The sequence below is a fragment of the Labedaea rhizosphaerae genome (assembly GCF_004362825.1).
In the GTDB taxonomy this organism is placed as follows: Bacteria; Actinomycetota; Actinomycetes; order Mycobacteriales; family Pseudonocardiaceae; genus Labedaea; species Labedaea rhizosphaerae.
Genome location: NZ_SNXZ01000002.1, coordinates 1386646 through 1400669, shown reverse-complemented (window position 1 = coordinate 1400669; position 14024 = coordinate 1386646). Strand labels below are relative to the sequence as shown.

Here is a 14024-nt window from a genome sequence, read left to right as displayed (position 1 = left end):
TCAGGAAGGCACGCCGTGCGGTCGTCCTCAGGGCGCCGAAAGGGTGGCGATTAGGATGCAGAAATGTGGCGCTCCTGTGGTTGACCTGCGGGAACGCTGCAATAGCAGTTGATGTTGAGTCGAGCAATCGGCTGTCGGAGTCCGCACGGTGCCCGATGGGGGCGCTAGGTCGAGCCTGCTCTGTAGTTCCCTCTGCGGGGACGGCATCTTGTGTCTCTCAGGCCCGGGTTGCGCCATGCGGTACGGGTTTCACCACCAACCCGTCCAACCCCGTCCCGGCCTCTAGGTCTAGAGGCTTCCCCGCTAGACCTAGACCCGGTGCTAGCGCCTGTTTGCAAAGTGGATCTTCGTTGAGTGAAGCTCCCCAAGATCCATACGTCAATGATGTCACAAAGCTAGGCTGAATGGTCGATAAGAAGCCTCCAGTGAAGGTCACCGAGCAGGCCAAACCCACGTGAACGCCAGACTGCTCCTTCAACCTCGTCCGCGTTGAACAATTACGCCCGAGGTTGAGCAAAAGTAACCCGTCGAACAGCATCAGCCAACAAGGCAGAGGGCTCAGGTGGCATCTCGGCACAATGCCACCCAACGATCCCGTCGGGCCGAACCAGCACGGCTCCACCCGAAAGCAACCCGGCAAGCTTGGCGAACTCGGGGTCGACCGCAACACACCGAACCCCAGCCGCCGAAGCTGCCATCTCCCAGGCCTCGGCCGTGGCAAGCAACGTCAAGCCGGAGACGAGGTCCAACGACGACATCCCGGGTTTCACCCAAACATGGGGGATTCGAGTCCCAGGCCGGCCCCCAGGTGCATACTGATCCACCGGCGATTCACTCCGGCCATCCGGCACAAACGCCCCGCCCTCGCCATACTGCGCTCCAAAAACGGCCGCCCCCATGTCAAACGCGACCTTCTCGCTGGTAATACTCTTGATCATGTCCCCAAGATGCCCAGCGCTCCCGCTGGAGAACTCCGCGGTGGCGTATCCAACGGGATACCGCTCGGCATGATAAGTGTCGAGCAAACCCTCACCGGCGACTCCGCTCAGAACAAACGCAAGTTTCCACGCCAGGTTGTCCGCGTCCGCGATGCCGGTATTGGCCCCAGCCGCGGCCATCGGTGGCATGACATGCGCCGAGTCGCCCGCCAGGAACACCCGGCCCCCGCGGTAGGTGTCGGCCACGTACATGCCCGACTCCCACGGCAGGATGCTGATGATCTCCACTGGTACGTCGATGCCGATCACCGTGCGCAAGGTCGACACCCAGTGGTCGAGGTCCCGTTCGCCGTCGGTGGTGGAGAACAACCACCGGTCGGTCCCGTTGATCGACACGAACGCGCCCGACGCCGCCGGGTTCTCGATCGAGCACAGGTTGAACTCGCGACCCCTGACCAGTTCGGCGAGGTCCGCGCGGAAGTAGATGTCGAGGTTGGCCGCCAGGTGCCCGATCCCGCTGCGGGCGACCCCCAGCCGCTCGCGGATCGGGCTGCGGGCGCCGTCGGCGGCCACCACGTACTCGAATTCCACTGTGGACCCATCGGCCAGCACCGCGGTCTGGTCGTGCAGGTCCACCACTTCGGTCCCGAACCGCAGGAACGCCGGATCGATGGCGTCGCGCAGGACCGGCTCGAGCACGTCCTGCGGGCACAGCACGCTCGGCTCGGGGGAGAGCTCGGCGAAAGCGGCGTGCTGGGCGATCCGCTCGGTCAGGTTCGGCGTCAGCTCCGGCCAGGTCGCCATCGCGAGCGTCGCGCCGGTCAGCATGCCCTGGAAGTTCGCCAGGGCCTTGCTCGCCGCGCCGATCGCGTCGGTGACGCCGAGCCGGCGGAACACCTCCATGCTGCGCTGGTTGAACCGGCGCGCCTTGGGCTGTGGCGACGTGCCCGCGTGCCGCTCCACCAGCAGGAACGGCGTGCCGTACTGCTGCAGCAGCAACGCCGTGGTCAGGCCCGTGACGCCACCGCCGACGATCAGGACTCCGGTCTTGGTCATGTCGACCCCCTCATGCGTGTACAACGTACATGTACGTTGTACACGCACTGTACGATGTACACAAGGAGGTGGCCGATGGGTGTGACACCGCCGATCTGGTTGCTGCCCGAGGCGCCGCGCCGCCAGCGGGGCCTGGACCGCGACGGCATCGTGCGCGCCGCGATCGCCCTGGGCGACGAGGGCGGCGCCGACGCGGTGACCATGCGCGCGGTGGCGACCGCGGTCGGCTCGTCCACGCCGATGTCGCTCTACCGGTACGTGCACAACCGCGACGGCCTCGTCGACCTGATGCTGGACGCGGCGATGGCCGAGGTCGACGTGCCCGCCGAGCCGGGGGCGGACTGGCGGGCCGACGTGCTCGCGGTGGCGCGGTCGTCGTGGGCCATGACCGGCCGGCACCCGTGGTTCGCCGAACTGGTCCACAGCAGACCGCCCGCCGGGCCGAACTCCTTGCGCAAGCAGGAGTTCCTGCTCGCGGTGTTCGAGAAGGCAGGCGTCGCGCTGCCGACCGCACGCGGCTTCGCCCAGCTGGTCGACGGGCACGTCCTGGGCTCGGCCCTGCAGCAGGCCGAAGAGCGCAAGATGTGGCGCGCCAACGACTTCCGTTCGATCGACGACGTGAAGGCGGTGGCCGAGCAGTGGTTCGACGCGGGCCACGCGGCCACGCTCTACCCGCGGATCACCCAGCTGTTCACGAGCATGATGTCGGCGGACGCCGTGCCCGAAAGCCCCGACGAGCAGTTCGAACTGGGCCTGGCCTGCCTGCTCGACGGCATCGCGCAGCGCATCTAACGCCCGGTCGTCCCATCGATCTGCTCACGCAGGATGTCCGCGTGCCCGGCGTGCCGGGTGGTCTCGCCGGTCATGTGCGCGAGCACCCAGCGCAGCGTGTGGTGGTTGCCCTCGACCGGGATCGCGAACCGGGCCTCCGGGTCGCCCGCGGCCGCGATCAGCCGGTCGCTCTCCTCGATCGCGTCGCGGTAGTCCCGCAGCACGTCCGCGGCCGGCCGGTCGGCGGGCACCACCATGCTGAAGTCGCCCGCCCACGGCCGACCGGCGAGGTGGTGGCCGAACCAGCACCGCTCGGCATCGGTGAGGTGCTGGACCAGCCCGAGGATCGACGTGCCGCTGTCGACCAGCACCCGGCGCAGCTGCTCCTCGTCGAGCCCTTCGGCCTTCTTCAGCACGCAGTGCCGGGCGAAGGACAGGAACGCCAACGCCGTGTCGAGCTCACCGGTGTCGACGCGCGGCACCGGCTCCCGCTGGGTCTCCGCCATCAGTTCAGGATGCGGGTGCCCTGCGGCACGTCGCCGTCGCCGCCCAGCACGTCCTCGGCGAACTCCGCCAACGCGGTCAGCGCGATCCGCTGGCTGAACGGGCCGTAGGACACCCGTGCCACGCCCAGCTCTTCCATGCGCCGCAACGGCAGCGAGCCCGGCAGCTTGATCAGGGTCAGCCGCCGCGGGCCGAACGCCTCGACCAGCGTCGTCACCGCCGCCTCGTCCAGCACACCCGGCACGAACACGACCGGCGCGCCCGCGTCCAGGAACGCCTTGCCCCGCTCGACGGCGTCCGCCAGCTTCTCCGGCGTCGTGCCGCGCAGCAGCACGTCGGTCCGCGCGTTCAGCACGAACGGCACGCCCTCCGCCTCGGCTGCCCGCACCACGGCCTCGACCGCGGCGACGGCGTCGGGCAGCGGCTTGACCTGGTCCTCCAGGTTCGCGCCGACGACGCCCAGGCCGATGGCGCGGCGCACGGTCTCGCCGGGGTCGCCGTAACCGGCCTCGAGGTCCGCCGTGACCGGCAGGTCGGTGGCCGCGGCGATGCGGCCGATCGCGGTGAGCATCTCCTCGACCGGGATCTTCTCGCCGTCGGGGTAGCCGTGCGACGCGGCGATCGAGTGGCTCGCCGTGGCCAGCGCCTTGGTCCCGGGCAGCTCGGCGATCACCTTCGCCGACACCACGTCCCAGACGTTCACGACCTTCAGCAGTTCGGGCGCGCGGTGCAGCTCCAGCAGCGCTGCGGCTTTCTCGGCGGTCATGAGTTCACTCTAAGGCGCCGGTCTCCCAGTCCTCGATGGACGTCCACGCGCGCAACGAGCGGCAGGTCTCGAACCGGTGGTGCTCGCGGGTCACCGGGTCGGTGAACTCGAGCACGCTCGCGAGCAGCTGCAACGGCCGGCGGAAGTCGTCGAGCGGGGTGTCGTGCAACGTCGGGTAGAACGTGTCGCCGAGGATCGGGATGCCGAGCTCGCTCATGTGCAAGCGCAGCTGGTGGGTCCGGCCGGTCGCGGGCAGCAGCCGGTAGTGCCCGAGGCCGTCGCGGTGCTCCAGCAGCTCGATCCGGGTCTCGGCGTTCGGCGGACCGGCCACGGTGCACGCGGTGATGACACCGCGCTCCTTCATGATCCGGCTGTGCACGGTGCGGGGCAGTTCCAGCTCGGGGTCGTACCGAGCGATCGCGCGGTATTCCTTGCGCACCTTGCGATCGCGGAAGAGCGTTTGGTAGGCGCCCCGGCGTTCGCGCTGGATCACGAACATCACCAGGCCGGCGGTGACCCGGTCGAGCCGGTGGGCCGCGCTCAGCTCGGGCAGGCCGAGTTCGGTGCGCAGCCGCACCAGTGCGGTCTGCAGCACGTGCTTGCCCCGGGGGATGGTCGACATGAAGTGCGGCTTGTCCACCACCAGCAGGTTCTCGTCGCGGTGCACGACGGCGAGCTCGAACGGGACCGGCACCTCCTGCGGCAGGTCCCGGTGCAGCCACACGACACCGTGCGGCACGAACGGCGCGTCCGGCGCGATCGGCCCGTGCTCGCCGGCGATCTCGCCGGCCGCGAGCATCTGGTCGATCCGGTCCGGCTCGACCATCGGCAGCCGTTCGACGAGGTGGTCGCGGATCGTCGCCCACGGGCCCGCGGCGGGCAGCCGCAGGCGGGCCGCGTCGAGCCCGTGGCGTTGCGGCAGCGGCGAGGTCAGCTTGCGCCTCACCGGCCGAACCGCATCCGGAAGTCGCGGGCGATCGCGCTGAAGGCGGGGGAGCGGCCGTGCAAGAACCCCAGCGGGCCGTCCTCGTCCACCTGCCAGGCCGACCGTGCGGCCACCGGTTTCGCCCGCACCCGCACCGGGCTGACCAGCGGCCCGTCCCGCACTGGCCCGTCCTGCAGTACCGAGAACGCGGCCGGCAGCCGCACCGGCAAGCCCGCCACCGGCCGGTACACCGCCCGAGCGATCGACTCCGCCACAAGGCTTTCACCGAAGGAGAACTCGGCGAGTTCCTTCGGGATGTGCCACAACGCGCGGCCACCGGCCCGCGACACGGGGCTGTCCACCCAGATGTGCGTGATGCACGCGCCGATGCCGTGTCCGTTGTGGACGGCCACGGTGGCCATCAGCTCCCGGTAGGCCAGCACCCCGCCGTGGCGGTAGTCGACCCACGCGGTCACGACCAGCCCGCGACCACCGAACTCGATCGGACGGATTCCCTGCGGCACAGCGGGAAGCTCATCCAGGACCCACCCGGACAGGTAGGCGTCGCCGACGAGCCGCCAAGGGGACGGCGGGTAATCAGCCATGTTCGTGATAGTCCGATCGCTCGGCGCGCCTGGTCTTCACCCGGTACGCCGTCACCGTGCCCGGCCAGTTGTTCGTGATGCGCCCGGCCTGGTCGCGGTACCAGCTCGAGCACAGCGTCCACACCGAGCGCCGCAGCCGGGCCTGAATCTCCCGGTCGAACCGGTCCGCGACTTCGGCGCGCACCTCCAGCGCGCGACCGGGGCGCACCGTGCGCAGCAGGTCCACGACGTAGCGCGCCTGCGACTCCAGCATGTAGATGATCGAGCCGACGCCGAGGTTGGTGTTCGGCCCGTACATGAGGAACAGGTTCGGGAAGCCGGGCACGGTCATGCCCAGGTACGCCCGCGCGCCGTTCGACCAGGCCTCCGCCAGGGCGCGGCCGCCGCGCCCGCGGATCGCGATCGGCGCGAGGAACTCCGAGGCGGCGAAGCCGGTGCCGTAGATGATCACGTCGGCCGGGTGCTCGATGCCATCGGCCGTGCGCACACCACCAGTGGTGATCTCGGTGATCTTCTCGGTCACCAGCTCGACGTTGGGCCGGGTCATGGCCGGGTAGAAGTCGTTGGAGAACAAGGCGCGCTTGCACCCCGGCGCGTAGTCGGGCGTCAGCTTGGCCCGCAGACCGGGGTCGGCGACCTGGTGGCGCAGGTGCCAGCCCGCGAGCCAGGCCACCGCCTTGCGCAGCACCGGCAGGTCGACCAGGCCCAGCGCGAGCACCTCGCACAGCAGCCAGATCGCGAACCGCTCGACCAGCCGGGTCAGCGGGAGCCGGCGGAACAACCGCTTGTGCCAGGGCCGGTAGCGGACGTCGGGCTTGGGCAGCACCCACGGCGCCGACCGCTGGAACACCGTCAGCCGGCTCGCCTCGCGGGCCACGTGCGGCACGAACTGGATCGCGCTCGCGCCGGTGCCGACGACCGCGACCCGCTTGCCGTCGAGGGGGACCCCGTGGTCCCAGCGCGCCGAGTGGAACGCGGGGCCGCGGAAGCCCGCCATGCCGGGGATGTCCGGCAGCGCGGGGCGGGAGAGCTGGCCGACGGCGGGGACGAGGACGTCGGCCCGCAGCACCTCGCCGGTGCCGGTCGTGACGACCCACTCGGCCTCGGCCTCGTCGTAGGCCGCGGCCTCGACCGCCACGCCGAAGCGCAGGTGCGGGCGCAGCCCGTGCTCGTCGACCACCCGCCGCATGTAGTCGTGGATGTCCTCGCGCAAGGAGAAGCGCATCGGCCAGTCCGGGTTCGGCACCGTCGAGAACGAGTACAGCGGCGACGGGATGTCGCAGCCGGCCCCGGGGTAGGTGTTGTCCCGCCAGACGCCGCCGAGGTCGTCCGCCCGCTCCAGGACGGTGAACTCGGTCAGCCCGGCCTTGCGCAGCTCCAGCGCCATGGCGAGGCCGCCGAAGCCCGCCCCGACGATCAGCACCGATGGTCCCGGCATGCGCTCACCGTAACCGGGCCGTCCGGCCGCCGAAAATTGTCGGTGGGTCGCGCGACGATGGCGCCATCAGCTTCCCGACCGACCACCAGCTTCCCGACCGACCACCAGCTTCCCGACCGACCACCAGCTTCCCGACCGACCACCAGCTTCCCGACCGAGAGGTGCCACCATGCCCGGCAACGTCCTCCCCATCGCCGACGAACGCGAAGGGCTGGTCAACTACCTCGCCCACCAGCGCTACGTGCTGCGCCTGACCGCGTACGGCCTGACCGACGAGCAGGCGCGCGCGACGCCGACCGAGAGCACGCTGAGCGTCGGCGGGCTGATCAAGCATGTGGCGCACACCGAGGACGGCTGGATGGACACCGTCCTGCAGCAGCCGCAGGCCATGGACCCCGAGCAGTACATGGCGAACTTCCGGCTCGGCGACGACGAGACGCTCGCCGACGTGCTCGCGTTCTACGACAAGGTGGCGGCGCGCACCGAGAGCGTGGTGGCGGGCTTCGCCGACCTCGGCGCCGAGGTGCCGATCCCCAAGGGCGTTCCCTGGTTCCCCGACGAGGGCTCGTGGTCGGTGCGGTGGGTGCTGCTGCATCTCATCCAGGAGACCGCCCGCCACGCCGGGCACGCCGACATCGTCCGCGAGCACGTCGACGGCGCGACCGCGTACCCGTTGATGGCCGCCGCCGAAGGCTGGCCGGAGAGCCCGTGGATGAAGCCGTGGCGCCCGGCGGCCCAGCCGGGGTGATCATGCTCCGGCTCCGCAATTCCCAGAGGCTTTCGGCCCTATTGGTAAATATGGGATCCGAAATGATCAATGGACGTTGCTTCTTCACCGGACGTGCGCGCTTCTGGTTATCCGGCGGCACGTGTCCTCGACCACAGTGATCTTGGGTTTTCGTTGGCGCGATGGCGATTTCGCAACGTCGGGTGCCTGCCGCAACACGGTCCGTGAAGCGCATTTCCCTTTGGGGAAAGACGAGAAGAGCACCACTGCTCGAAAGGCTTGACAAGGCAACGCTAGTCCGATTGTGTGCAGACCGGATCGCGACAAGGGTGTCGCGATGCGTCCGGTCGAGTGAACGCGCCCGGACGTATGGAGGGGGTTGTCCGAGGGCACGGGGGCGCACGGACCTCAGTACCGAGCGTTGCACCGGAGGCCGCACGAATGGTCGAACCACAGCCCGCCGAACAGCGTGCTCGACGGTTCTCGTGGACGTCATGGCTCGACGACTGGCGCTTGCGCACGAAGGTCGCCGTGGTCCTGCTGATCCCCGTGGTCGTGGCGTTGGGGCTCGGCGGCATGCGCGTCAGCTCGCAATGGGACGAGGCCAGCCGGCTCAGTTCCGTGCGTGACCAGGTCACCGTCCTGCGCGGCGTCATCGAGCTCGCCGGGTTGGTGGACAAGGAAACCATCACCGCGGTCGCCGCCACCCCGCCGGAAGGTCTGGACATCAAGGTCCGGGCCGCGGCGGTCGACCAGAAGAGCACGGAAGTGCAGAACGCCGCCGACCACGCCGGGCTGCCCCCGGAGGTCGGCCGCGCGCTCAGCGCCGCCATCGGCCGGCTGAGCGCGCTGCGTTCGGCGGGCCGGGCCGACCCGGTCACGACCTCAGCCGGCTACCACGAGGTGGTCGGCCAGCTCAGCGAGGTCGTCACCGGCGTGGTCGCCTCGGCCAACAGCAGCGAGCTGGACACCGCGGCCAACTCGGTGCGCCTGCTGCTGCAGTTGCAGTCCACGCTCTCGGTCGAGGAAGGCCTGCTGCGCTCGGTCGAGTCCGGATCGATCCCGGCCGTGACGATCCAGGGCGCGCAGCGCGCCGCCTCCGAGGAGACGGTGCTCGGACAGCAGCTCTCGCGTGCCGTGCACGGCGACACCGCGGCCGCGTTCGCCGACGCCACCACCAGCGCGCCGAGCCGCCACGACGTGATCGACTCGGCGTTGTCGATCGACCTGACCGCGGAGCTGCGCGGGCTGCTGCCGGGCATCGAGTCCGAACTGGACAGCCTGAACGGCATCCTCGACGGCTACGTCACCACCCTCGCCGACCAGATCACCGCCGGCACCACCGACGCCCGCAACAGCGCGCTGCGCGACGGGATCATCGTAGTCGTCGCGTTGCTGGTCGCCCTGGTGATCGCGTTGCTGGTGGCCCGCTCGATCGTCCGCCCGATCGGCCGGCTGCACCGCGCCGTGCGCAAGGCGGCCGAGGAAGAGCTGCCCGAGACCGTGCAAAGGATCATCGCCGGCGAGGCCGTGGACTGGTCCCGCATCGAACCGGTCGGCGTGAGCTCGAACGAGGAGATCGGTCAGCTCGCCCGCGGCTTCGACGAGATGCACCGCCAGGCCGTGCGCATGGCCGCCGAGCAGGCCGACCTGCGCCGCCAGGTCAGCGAGATGTTCATGACGCTCTCGCGGCGCAGCCAGTCGCTGGTCGAACTGCAGCTCTCGGAGATCGAGACGCTGGAGTCGCAGGAGCAGGACCCGCAACGCCTCGACAGCCTCTTCCGCCTCGACCACCTCGCCACCCGCCTGCGCCGCAACGGCGAGAACCTGCAGGTGCTCGCGGGCGGCGCCCCCGCCCGCCGCGACCAGGGCCCGGTCACCGTCGTGGAGTTGCTGCGCGCGGCCACGTCCGCGGTGAAGGACTACCGCCGGGTGAGCGTCGGGCGCGCGCCGTCCGCGCTGCTGCGCGGTCACGCCGCCGCGGACGTCGTGCACGTGCTCGCCGAGCTGCTGGAGAACGCCACCCGGTTCTCCCCGCCGGACCAGAAGGTGTTGCTGACCGCCGACCGCGGCACCGACGGCGGCCTGCTCGTCGAGGTCGTGGACCGCGGTCTCGGCATGACCGCCGAGGACCTCGCCGCGGCCAACGAACGGCTCGCCGCGACCGGCGCCGCGAACCCGGACACCACCCGCCGGATGGGCCTGTTCGTGGTCAGCAAGCTGGCCGAGCGGCACGGTGTGACCGTGCGGCTGCGGTCCACCACGTCCACCGCCGGCAAGACGGGCATCACCGCGAGCGTGCACGTGCCGGGCGACCTGATCGTCGCGGGCGGCACCGACGCCGAAGGCGCGCAACGCGGGCCCGAGGCCGAGTCCCGCCACTCGCAGAAACCGGTCCCGCCCTCAACGCAACCATCGCAGCCATTGCAACCGTCGCAGTCGATGCCGTCACTGCAGCCGATGCAGCCGCTGCAGTCGACCCAGCCGTCGCAGCCGTTGTTGCCGGACATCCCGGCGCCCGCCCCGGCGCCCGCGGTCTCGCAGCCGCTGCCCACGGTGAAGGCGAACCCGACGTTCCAGCCGAGTTCCGGCCTGCACGCGCGGCCGGTCCCACCGCGCAACCCCGCGCCGACGGCCACCAACGGGCACACCGCGCCCGGCCGCCCGCCGGCCACGCCGATCTTCGACCAGCTCGCGTCCCGGTGGTTCACCCCGGAGCCGGTGGACGAGGACGAGCCGCCCCAGCCGCCGGTGTGGCACACCCCGGCCGACGCCGCCTGGCGTGCCGCTGGCGAGGCGGTCGGCCCGCCGGCGAAATCCGTCCCCACACCGCCGCCGCCCGTCGGCGGCACCACGTCGGCCGGGCTGCCCATGCGCAAGCCCGGGGCCCGGCTCGCGCCGGGCGCGTTGACCAACGCACAACCGAACAACCAGAACGTTGCACGCCCGGCGACCCCGGGCGGCAAGGGCAGCGGGACCGCGACCGATCGCGGTGATTTCCGCGATCCGGCGGCGATACGCAACAACTTGTCCCGCCACTACGAAGGTATGCGCAGGGCACGCCAGCGCACCAAGGCAGAGCCGGACAAGCGGTGATGGAGGAGGGGCACATGACCAGCAGCGGGCCGGGTCACCAGCAGCGCCAGGAGCAGCAGCCTTCGCTCGGCTGGCTGGTATCGGAGTTCACCAGGGACGTGCCGGGAGTCGCGCACGCCGTCCTGGTGTCCGCCGACGGGTTGCTCGTCGCAGCGAGCGACGGGTTGCCCCGTGACCGCGCGGACCAGCTCTCCGCCCTCACGTCCGGCTTGTCCAGCCTCACCGTGGGCGCCGCCGACCTGTTCACCGCGGGCCGCGTGGTGCAGTCGGTCATCGAGATGGAGCACGGCTTCATGATGTTGATGAGCGTCGGCGACGGGTCCAACCTGACCGTCCTCGCCGCGCCCGGGTGCGACATCGGCCTTGTCGGCTACGAGATGACGTTGCTCGTCGACCGGGTCGGCAAGGTGATCGACACGCCGATGCGCGGGCCGGTGGGGGCGGCTGGAGCCAGGAGTACATGATGACCGCGGACCCCCTTGATGCCAGACCCGCGGGCAAGCCCGCGGCGCTGGCCCGTCCGTACGCACTGACCGACGGCCGGACCCGGCCGACGGTCGAACTGGCGCTCGAGGCGCTGATCCAGACCACGATGTCCGACTGGACCGGGCGGCACGAGGAGACCAGCGTCCTGTGGTCGGTGGCCAACCTCTGCACGCAGCCGAGGTCGGTCGCCGAGATCGCCGCGCTGCTGAACGTGCCGATCGGCGTGGCCCGGGTGCTCGTTGGCGACCTCGTCGACGAGGGGCTTGTTTCGGTGCACGCCACGCTGAGCGGTGACGCGACGTGGGACGAGCGCCGTGACCTGATCGAACGGGTGCTCGGTGGACTTCGTGCGCTCTGAGCGGACCACGTCGGCCAAGATCGTGGTGGCCGGCGGGTTCGGGGTCGGCAAGACGACGTTCGTCGGCGCCGTGTCGGAGATCCAGCCGCTGCGCACCGAGGCGGTGATGACGGCCGCGAGCATGGACGTCGACGACCTCAGTGCGACGCCAGGCAAGACCTCCACGACGGTGGCGATGGACTTCGGCCGCATCACGCTGGCGGCCGACCTGGTGTTGTACGTGTTCGGCACGCCGGGCCAGCACCGATTCTGGTTCATGTGGGACGACCTGTCGCGCGGCGCCGTGGCCGCCGTGGTCCTCGTCGACACCCGCAGGCTCACCGACTGCTTCGGTGCGATCGACTACTTCGAGTCCCGCGGGCTGCCGTTCGTGGTGGCCATCAACCAGTTCGCGGGCACCCACCAGCACACGGCCGACGACGTCCGCGAGGCGCTGGCCATCGATCCGCGGGTGCCGGTCGTCACCGTCGACGCCCGGCTGCGCGAGTCGGCCAAGCAGACCTTGATCGTGGCGTCGGGGCACGCGCTGGGCGAACTCGGGCGGCAGGCGCCGAGTCCACTGGGGACGGTCGGTCGATGACGTTGTGTGCCTGATTGATCACGATAATCGTTAGCTTGTGCATTCATGCACAAATGAGCGGAAATTGTCGGTGGGTTCGGGCACACTGAAGATGAGCCGCCGTTCGGGGGACGGCTGGGGGCTCCACGGACTGCTCGCCAGGCCATGACACGGCCTTGTATCGAAACGGACCTCATGACCGCACAACCCGATATATCCGCAGGCCCAGCGTCAGACAAGCTGGACCGTGGCGTGCTCAAGGTCGCGGGCGTCGTCGTCCTCGGCGTTGTGATGTCCATCGTGGACGTCACCGTGGTGAACGTCGCGCTGCAGGCGCTGAGCCAGGCGTTCAAGACTTCGCTGGACACCATCCAGTGGGTGGCGACCGGTTACATGCTCGCCCTCGCGACCGTGATCCCGGTCACGGGCTGGGCGTGCCAGCGTTTCGGTACCAAGCGCCTCTACATGCTGTCGATCTTCATGTTCCTCGTCGGCTCCGTGCTCGCGGGCATGGCGTGGAACATCGAGTCGCTGATCCTCTTCCGGGTCATCCAGGGTCTCGGCGGCGGCATGCTGATGCCGGCCGGCATGACGATCATGACCCAGGCGGCGGGCCCGGCCCGGGTCGGCCGCGTGATGGCCGTGCTCGGCGTGCCGATGCTGCTCGGCCCGATCGGCGGCCCGATCCTCGGTGGCTGGCTGGTCGACTCGTTCAGCTGGCACTGGATCTTCTTCATCAACGTGCCGATCGGCATCGTGGCGCTGGTGCTGGCCTGGCGGGTGCTGCCCAAGGACAACCCGGAGGGGGCGAAGAAGTTCGACTTCCCCGGCATGCTGATGCTCTCGCCCGGCGTGGCGCTGCTGATCTACGGCGTGTCGAACGTGCCGAGCGCGGGTGGGTTCAGCCACACCAAGGTGTGGTTGCCGATGCTCGCGGGTGTCGTGCTGATCGCCGGCTTCGTGTTCCGCGCGCTGCGGTTCGAGAACCCGCTGATCGACCTGCGGCTGTTGAAGAACAAGGTGTTCGCCTCGTCGGTGATCACCATGACGTTCTTCGCCGTCGCGTTCTTCGGCGCGATGCTGCTGTTCCCGCTGTACTTCATCCTGGTGCGGGAGCAGTCGGCGCTGCACGCCGGTCTGCTGCTGGCCCCACAGGGCCTGGGCGCGATGGTGACCATGCCGATCGCGGGCCGGCTGGCCGACAAGGCGGGCGTGCGCAAGCTGGTGCTGCCGGGGCTGGGGCTGATCATCGTCGGCATGGCGATCTTCACCCAGATCGAGGCCGACACCAACTACTGGCAGATCATGGGGACGCTGTTCCTGATGGGCCTCGGCATGGGCTTCACGATGATGCCGATCATGACGGCGGCGCTGCAGACCTTGACCCACAAGGACGTGCCGAACGCGTCGACCACGCTGAACATCGTCCAGCAGACCGCGGGTGCCATCGGCTCGGCGATCATGTCGGTCATCCTGGCCGGCCTGCTCGCGACCCGCTTCGGCGTGCCGACCGAGCAGGGCCAGCTGGTGGCGACCGTCGCCATCCGCGACCCGAGGTTCCCGACCCACGCCCAGGCGCCGACCCTGGCCACGGACGCGTTCGCCCACACCTTCACGTGGGCGGCGATCCTGATCGCCCTGTGCCTGATCCCGGCAATGATGCTGCCGTGGCGCAAGCCCGCCCCCGCGCCCAGCACGGACGGCGACGCCACCGAGGCACCGCCGGTGATGCTCACCCACTGAGCCTGGCCGAAAAGACCGGCCGTCCCCTCGGGGACGGCCGGTCTTTTCTTTG

At 70.0% G+C, this 14024-nt stretch carries 13 protein-coding genes; 7 read left to right on the top strand and 6 right to left on the bottom strand.

Annotated features, from left to right (window positions below):
- Nucleotides 1-497: 497 nt before the first annotated feature.
- On the bottom strand, nucleotides 498-1994 hold the full coding sequence (locus tag EV186_RS15905; protein ID WP_133849981.1) for an FAD-dependent monooxygenase: 1497 nt from the start codon (nucleotides 1992-1994) through the stop codon (nucleotides 498-500).
- Between the two features lie 75 nt (nucleotides 1995-2069).
- Here EV186_RS15905 and EV186_RS15900 point away from each other — a divergent pair, with 75 nt between their 5' ends.
- Complete coding sequence (locus EV186_RS15900) at nucleotides 2070-2786, top strand: TetR/AcrR family transcriptional regulator C-terminal domain-containing protein (protein WP_243754055.1); 717 nt, start codon at nucleotides 2070-2072, stop codon at nucleotides 2784-2786.
- On the opposite strand, the gene EV186_RS15895 is transcribed toward EV186_RS15900, so the two are convergent.
- The 5 genes from EV186_RS15895 to EV186_RS15875 are packed head-to-tail and all read right to left on the bottom strand — an operon-like array spanning nucleotide 2783 to nucleotide 7003.
- Nucleotides 2783-3271: a DinB family protein gene (locus tag EV186_RS15895; protein ID WP_133849980.1), complete on the bottom strand. Its 489-nt coding sequence runs from the start codon at nucleotides 3269-3271 to the stop codon at nucleotides 2783-2785. The two genes, EV186_RS15900 and EV186_RS15895, sit on opposite strands and share 4 nt — an antisense overlap.
- A complete protein-coding gene (locus EV186_RS15890; protein WP_133849979.1) occupies nucleotides 3271-4035 on the bottom strand; it encodes an isocitrate lyase/PEP mutase family protein in 765 nt (254 codons plus the stop codon). The genes EV186_RS15895 and EV186_RS15890 overlap by 1 nt, the downstream gene beginning before the upstream one ends.
- A 4-nt stretch (nucleotides 4036-4039) precedes the next feature.
- Nucleotides 4040-4981 (bottom strand): pseudouridine synthase, encoded by a 942-nt coding sequence (locus EV186_RS15885; protein ID WP_133849978.1) that lies wholly within the window; start codon nucleotides 4979-4981, stop codon nucleotides 4040-4042.
- A complete protein-coding gene (locus EV186_RS15880) occupies nucleotides 4978-5565 on the bottom strand; it encodes an acetoacetate decarboxylase family protein (RefSeq protein ID WP_133849977.1) in 588 nt (195 codons plus the stop codon). The genes EV186_RS15885 and EV186_RS15880 overlap by 4 nt, the downstream gene beginning before the upstream one ends.
- The gene (locus EV186_RS15875; RefSeq protein WP_133849976.1) at nucleotides 5558-7003 is read right to left on the bottom strand and encodes a flavin-containing monooxygenase; all 1446 of its coding nucleotides are present in this window, start codon (nucleotides 7001-7003) and stop codon (nucleotides 5558-5560) included. Before EV186_RS15875 ends, EV186_RS15880 begins: the two co-directional genes overlap by 8 nt.
- 169 nt (nucleotides 7004-7172) lie before the next feature.
- Between EV186_RS15875 and EV186_RS15870 the strand changes: the two genes are divergently transcribed.
- The 6 genes from EV186_RS15870 to EV186_RS15845 all read left to right on the top strand — a co-directional run bounded on the left by EV186_RS15870 (nucleotide 7173) and on the right by EV186_RS15845 (nucleotide 13972).
- The gene (locus EV186_RS15870) at nucleotides 7173-7751 is read left to right on the top strand and encodes a DinB family protein (RefSeq protein ID WP_133849975.1); all 579 of its coding nucleotides are present in this window, start codon (nucleotides 7173-7175) and stop codon (nucleotides 7749-7751) included.
- A gap of 420 nt (nucleotides 7752-8171) precedes the next feature.
- Nucleotides 8172-10826, top strand: coding sequence for an ATP-binding protein (locus EV186_RS15865; protein WP_166659188.1), 2655 nt, complete (start codon nucleotides 8172-8174; stop codon nucleotides 10824-10826).
- 14 nt (nucleotides 10827-10840) lie between these two features.
- Complete coding sequence (locus tag EV186_RS15860) at nucleotides 10841-11290, top strand: roadblock/LC7 domain-containing protein (RefSeq protein WP_133849973.1); 450 nt, start codon at nucleotides 10841-10843, stop codon at nucleotides 11288-11290.
- Nucleotides 11290-11670 carry a DUF742 domain-containing protein gene (locus EV186_RS15855; protein ID WP_133850287.1) on the top strand — a complete coding sequence of 127 codons (381 nt, stop codon included), beginning with the start codon at nucleotides 11290-11292 and terminating at the stop codon, nucleotides 11668-11670. The genes EV186_RS15860 and EV186_RS15855 overlap by 1 nt, the downstream gene beginning before the upstream one ends.
- Nucleotides 11651-12250, top strand: coding sequence for a GTP-binding protein (locus EV186_RS15850; protein WP_133849972.1), 600 nt, complete (start codon nucleotides 11651-11653; stop codon nucleotides 12248-12250). The genes EV186_RS15855 and EV186_RS15850 overlap by 20 nt, the downstream gene beginning before the upstream one ends.
- A 174-nt stretch (nucleotides 12251-12424) precedes the next feature.
- Nucleotides 12425-13972, top strand: a complete 1548-nt coding sequence (locus tag EV186_RS15845) for a DHA2 family efflux MFS transporter permease subunit (RefSeq protein ID WP_133849971.1) — start codon at nucleotides 12425-12427, stop codon at nucleotides 13970-13972.
- The last annotated feature ends 52 nt before the right edge of the window (nucleotides 13973-14024 follow it).

Coding starts and splice junctions, on each gene's coding strand:
- EV186_RS15880 (WP_133849977.1), bottom strand. CDS start 5,565: ATGGCTGATTACCCGCCGTCCCCTTGGCGGCTCGTCGGCGACGCCTAC.
- EV186_RS15890 (WP_133849979.1), bottom strand. CDS start 4,035: ATGACCGCCGAGAAAGCCGCAGCGCTGCTGGAGCTGCACCGCGCGCCC.
- EV186_RS15875 (WP_133849976.1), bottom strand. CDS start 7,003: ATGCCGGGACCATCGGTGCTGATCGTCGGGGCGGGCTTCGGCGGCCTC.
- EV186_RS15860 (WP_133849973.1), top strand. CDS start 10,841: ATGACCAGCAGCGGGCCGGGTCACCAGCAGCGCCAGGAGCAGCAGCCT.
- EV186_RS15845 (WP_133849971.1), top strand. CDS start 12,425: ATGACCGCACAACCCGATATATCCGCAGGCCCAGCGTCAGACAAGCTG.
- EV186_RS15855 (WP_133850287.1), top strand. CDS start 11,290: ATGACCGCGGACCCCCTTGATGCCAGACCCGCGGGCAAGCCCGCGGCG.
- EV186_RS15865 (WP_166659188.1), top strand. CDS start 8,172: ATGGTCGAACCACAGCCCGCCGAACAGCGTGCTCGACGGTTCTCGTGG.
- EV186_RS15900 (WP_243754055.1), top strand. CDS start 2,070: ATGGGTGTGACACCGCCGATCTGGTTGCTGCCCGAGGCGCCGCGCCGC.
- EV186_RS15905 (WP_133849981.1), bottom strand. CDS start 1,994: ATGACCAAGACCGGAGTCCTGATCGTCGGCGGTGGCGTCACGGGCCTG.
- EV186_RS15895 (WP_133849980.1), bottom strand. CDS start 3,271: ATGGCGGAGACCCAGCGGGAGCCGGTGCCGCGCGTCGACACCGGTGAG.
- EV186_RS15870 (WP_133849975.1), top strand. CDS start 7,173: ATGCCCGGCAACGTCCTCCCCATCGCCGACGAACGCGAAGGGCTGGTC.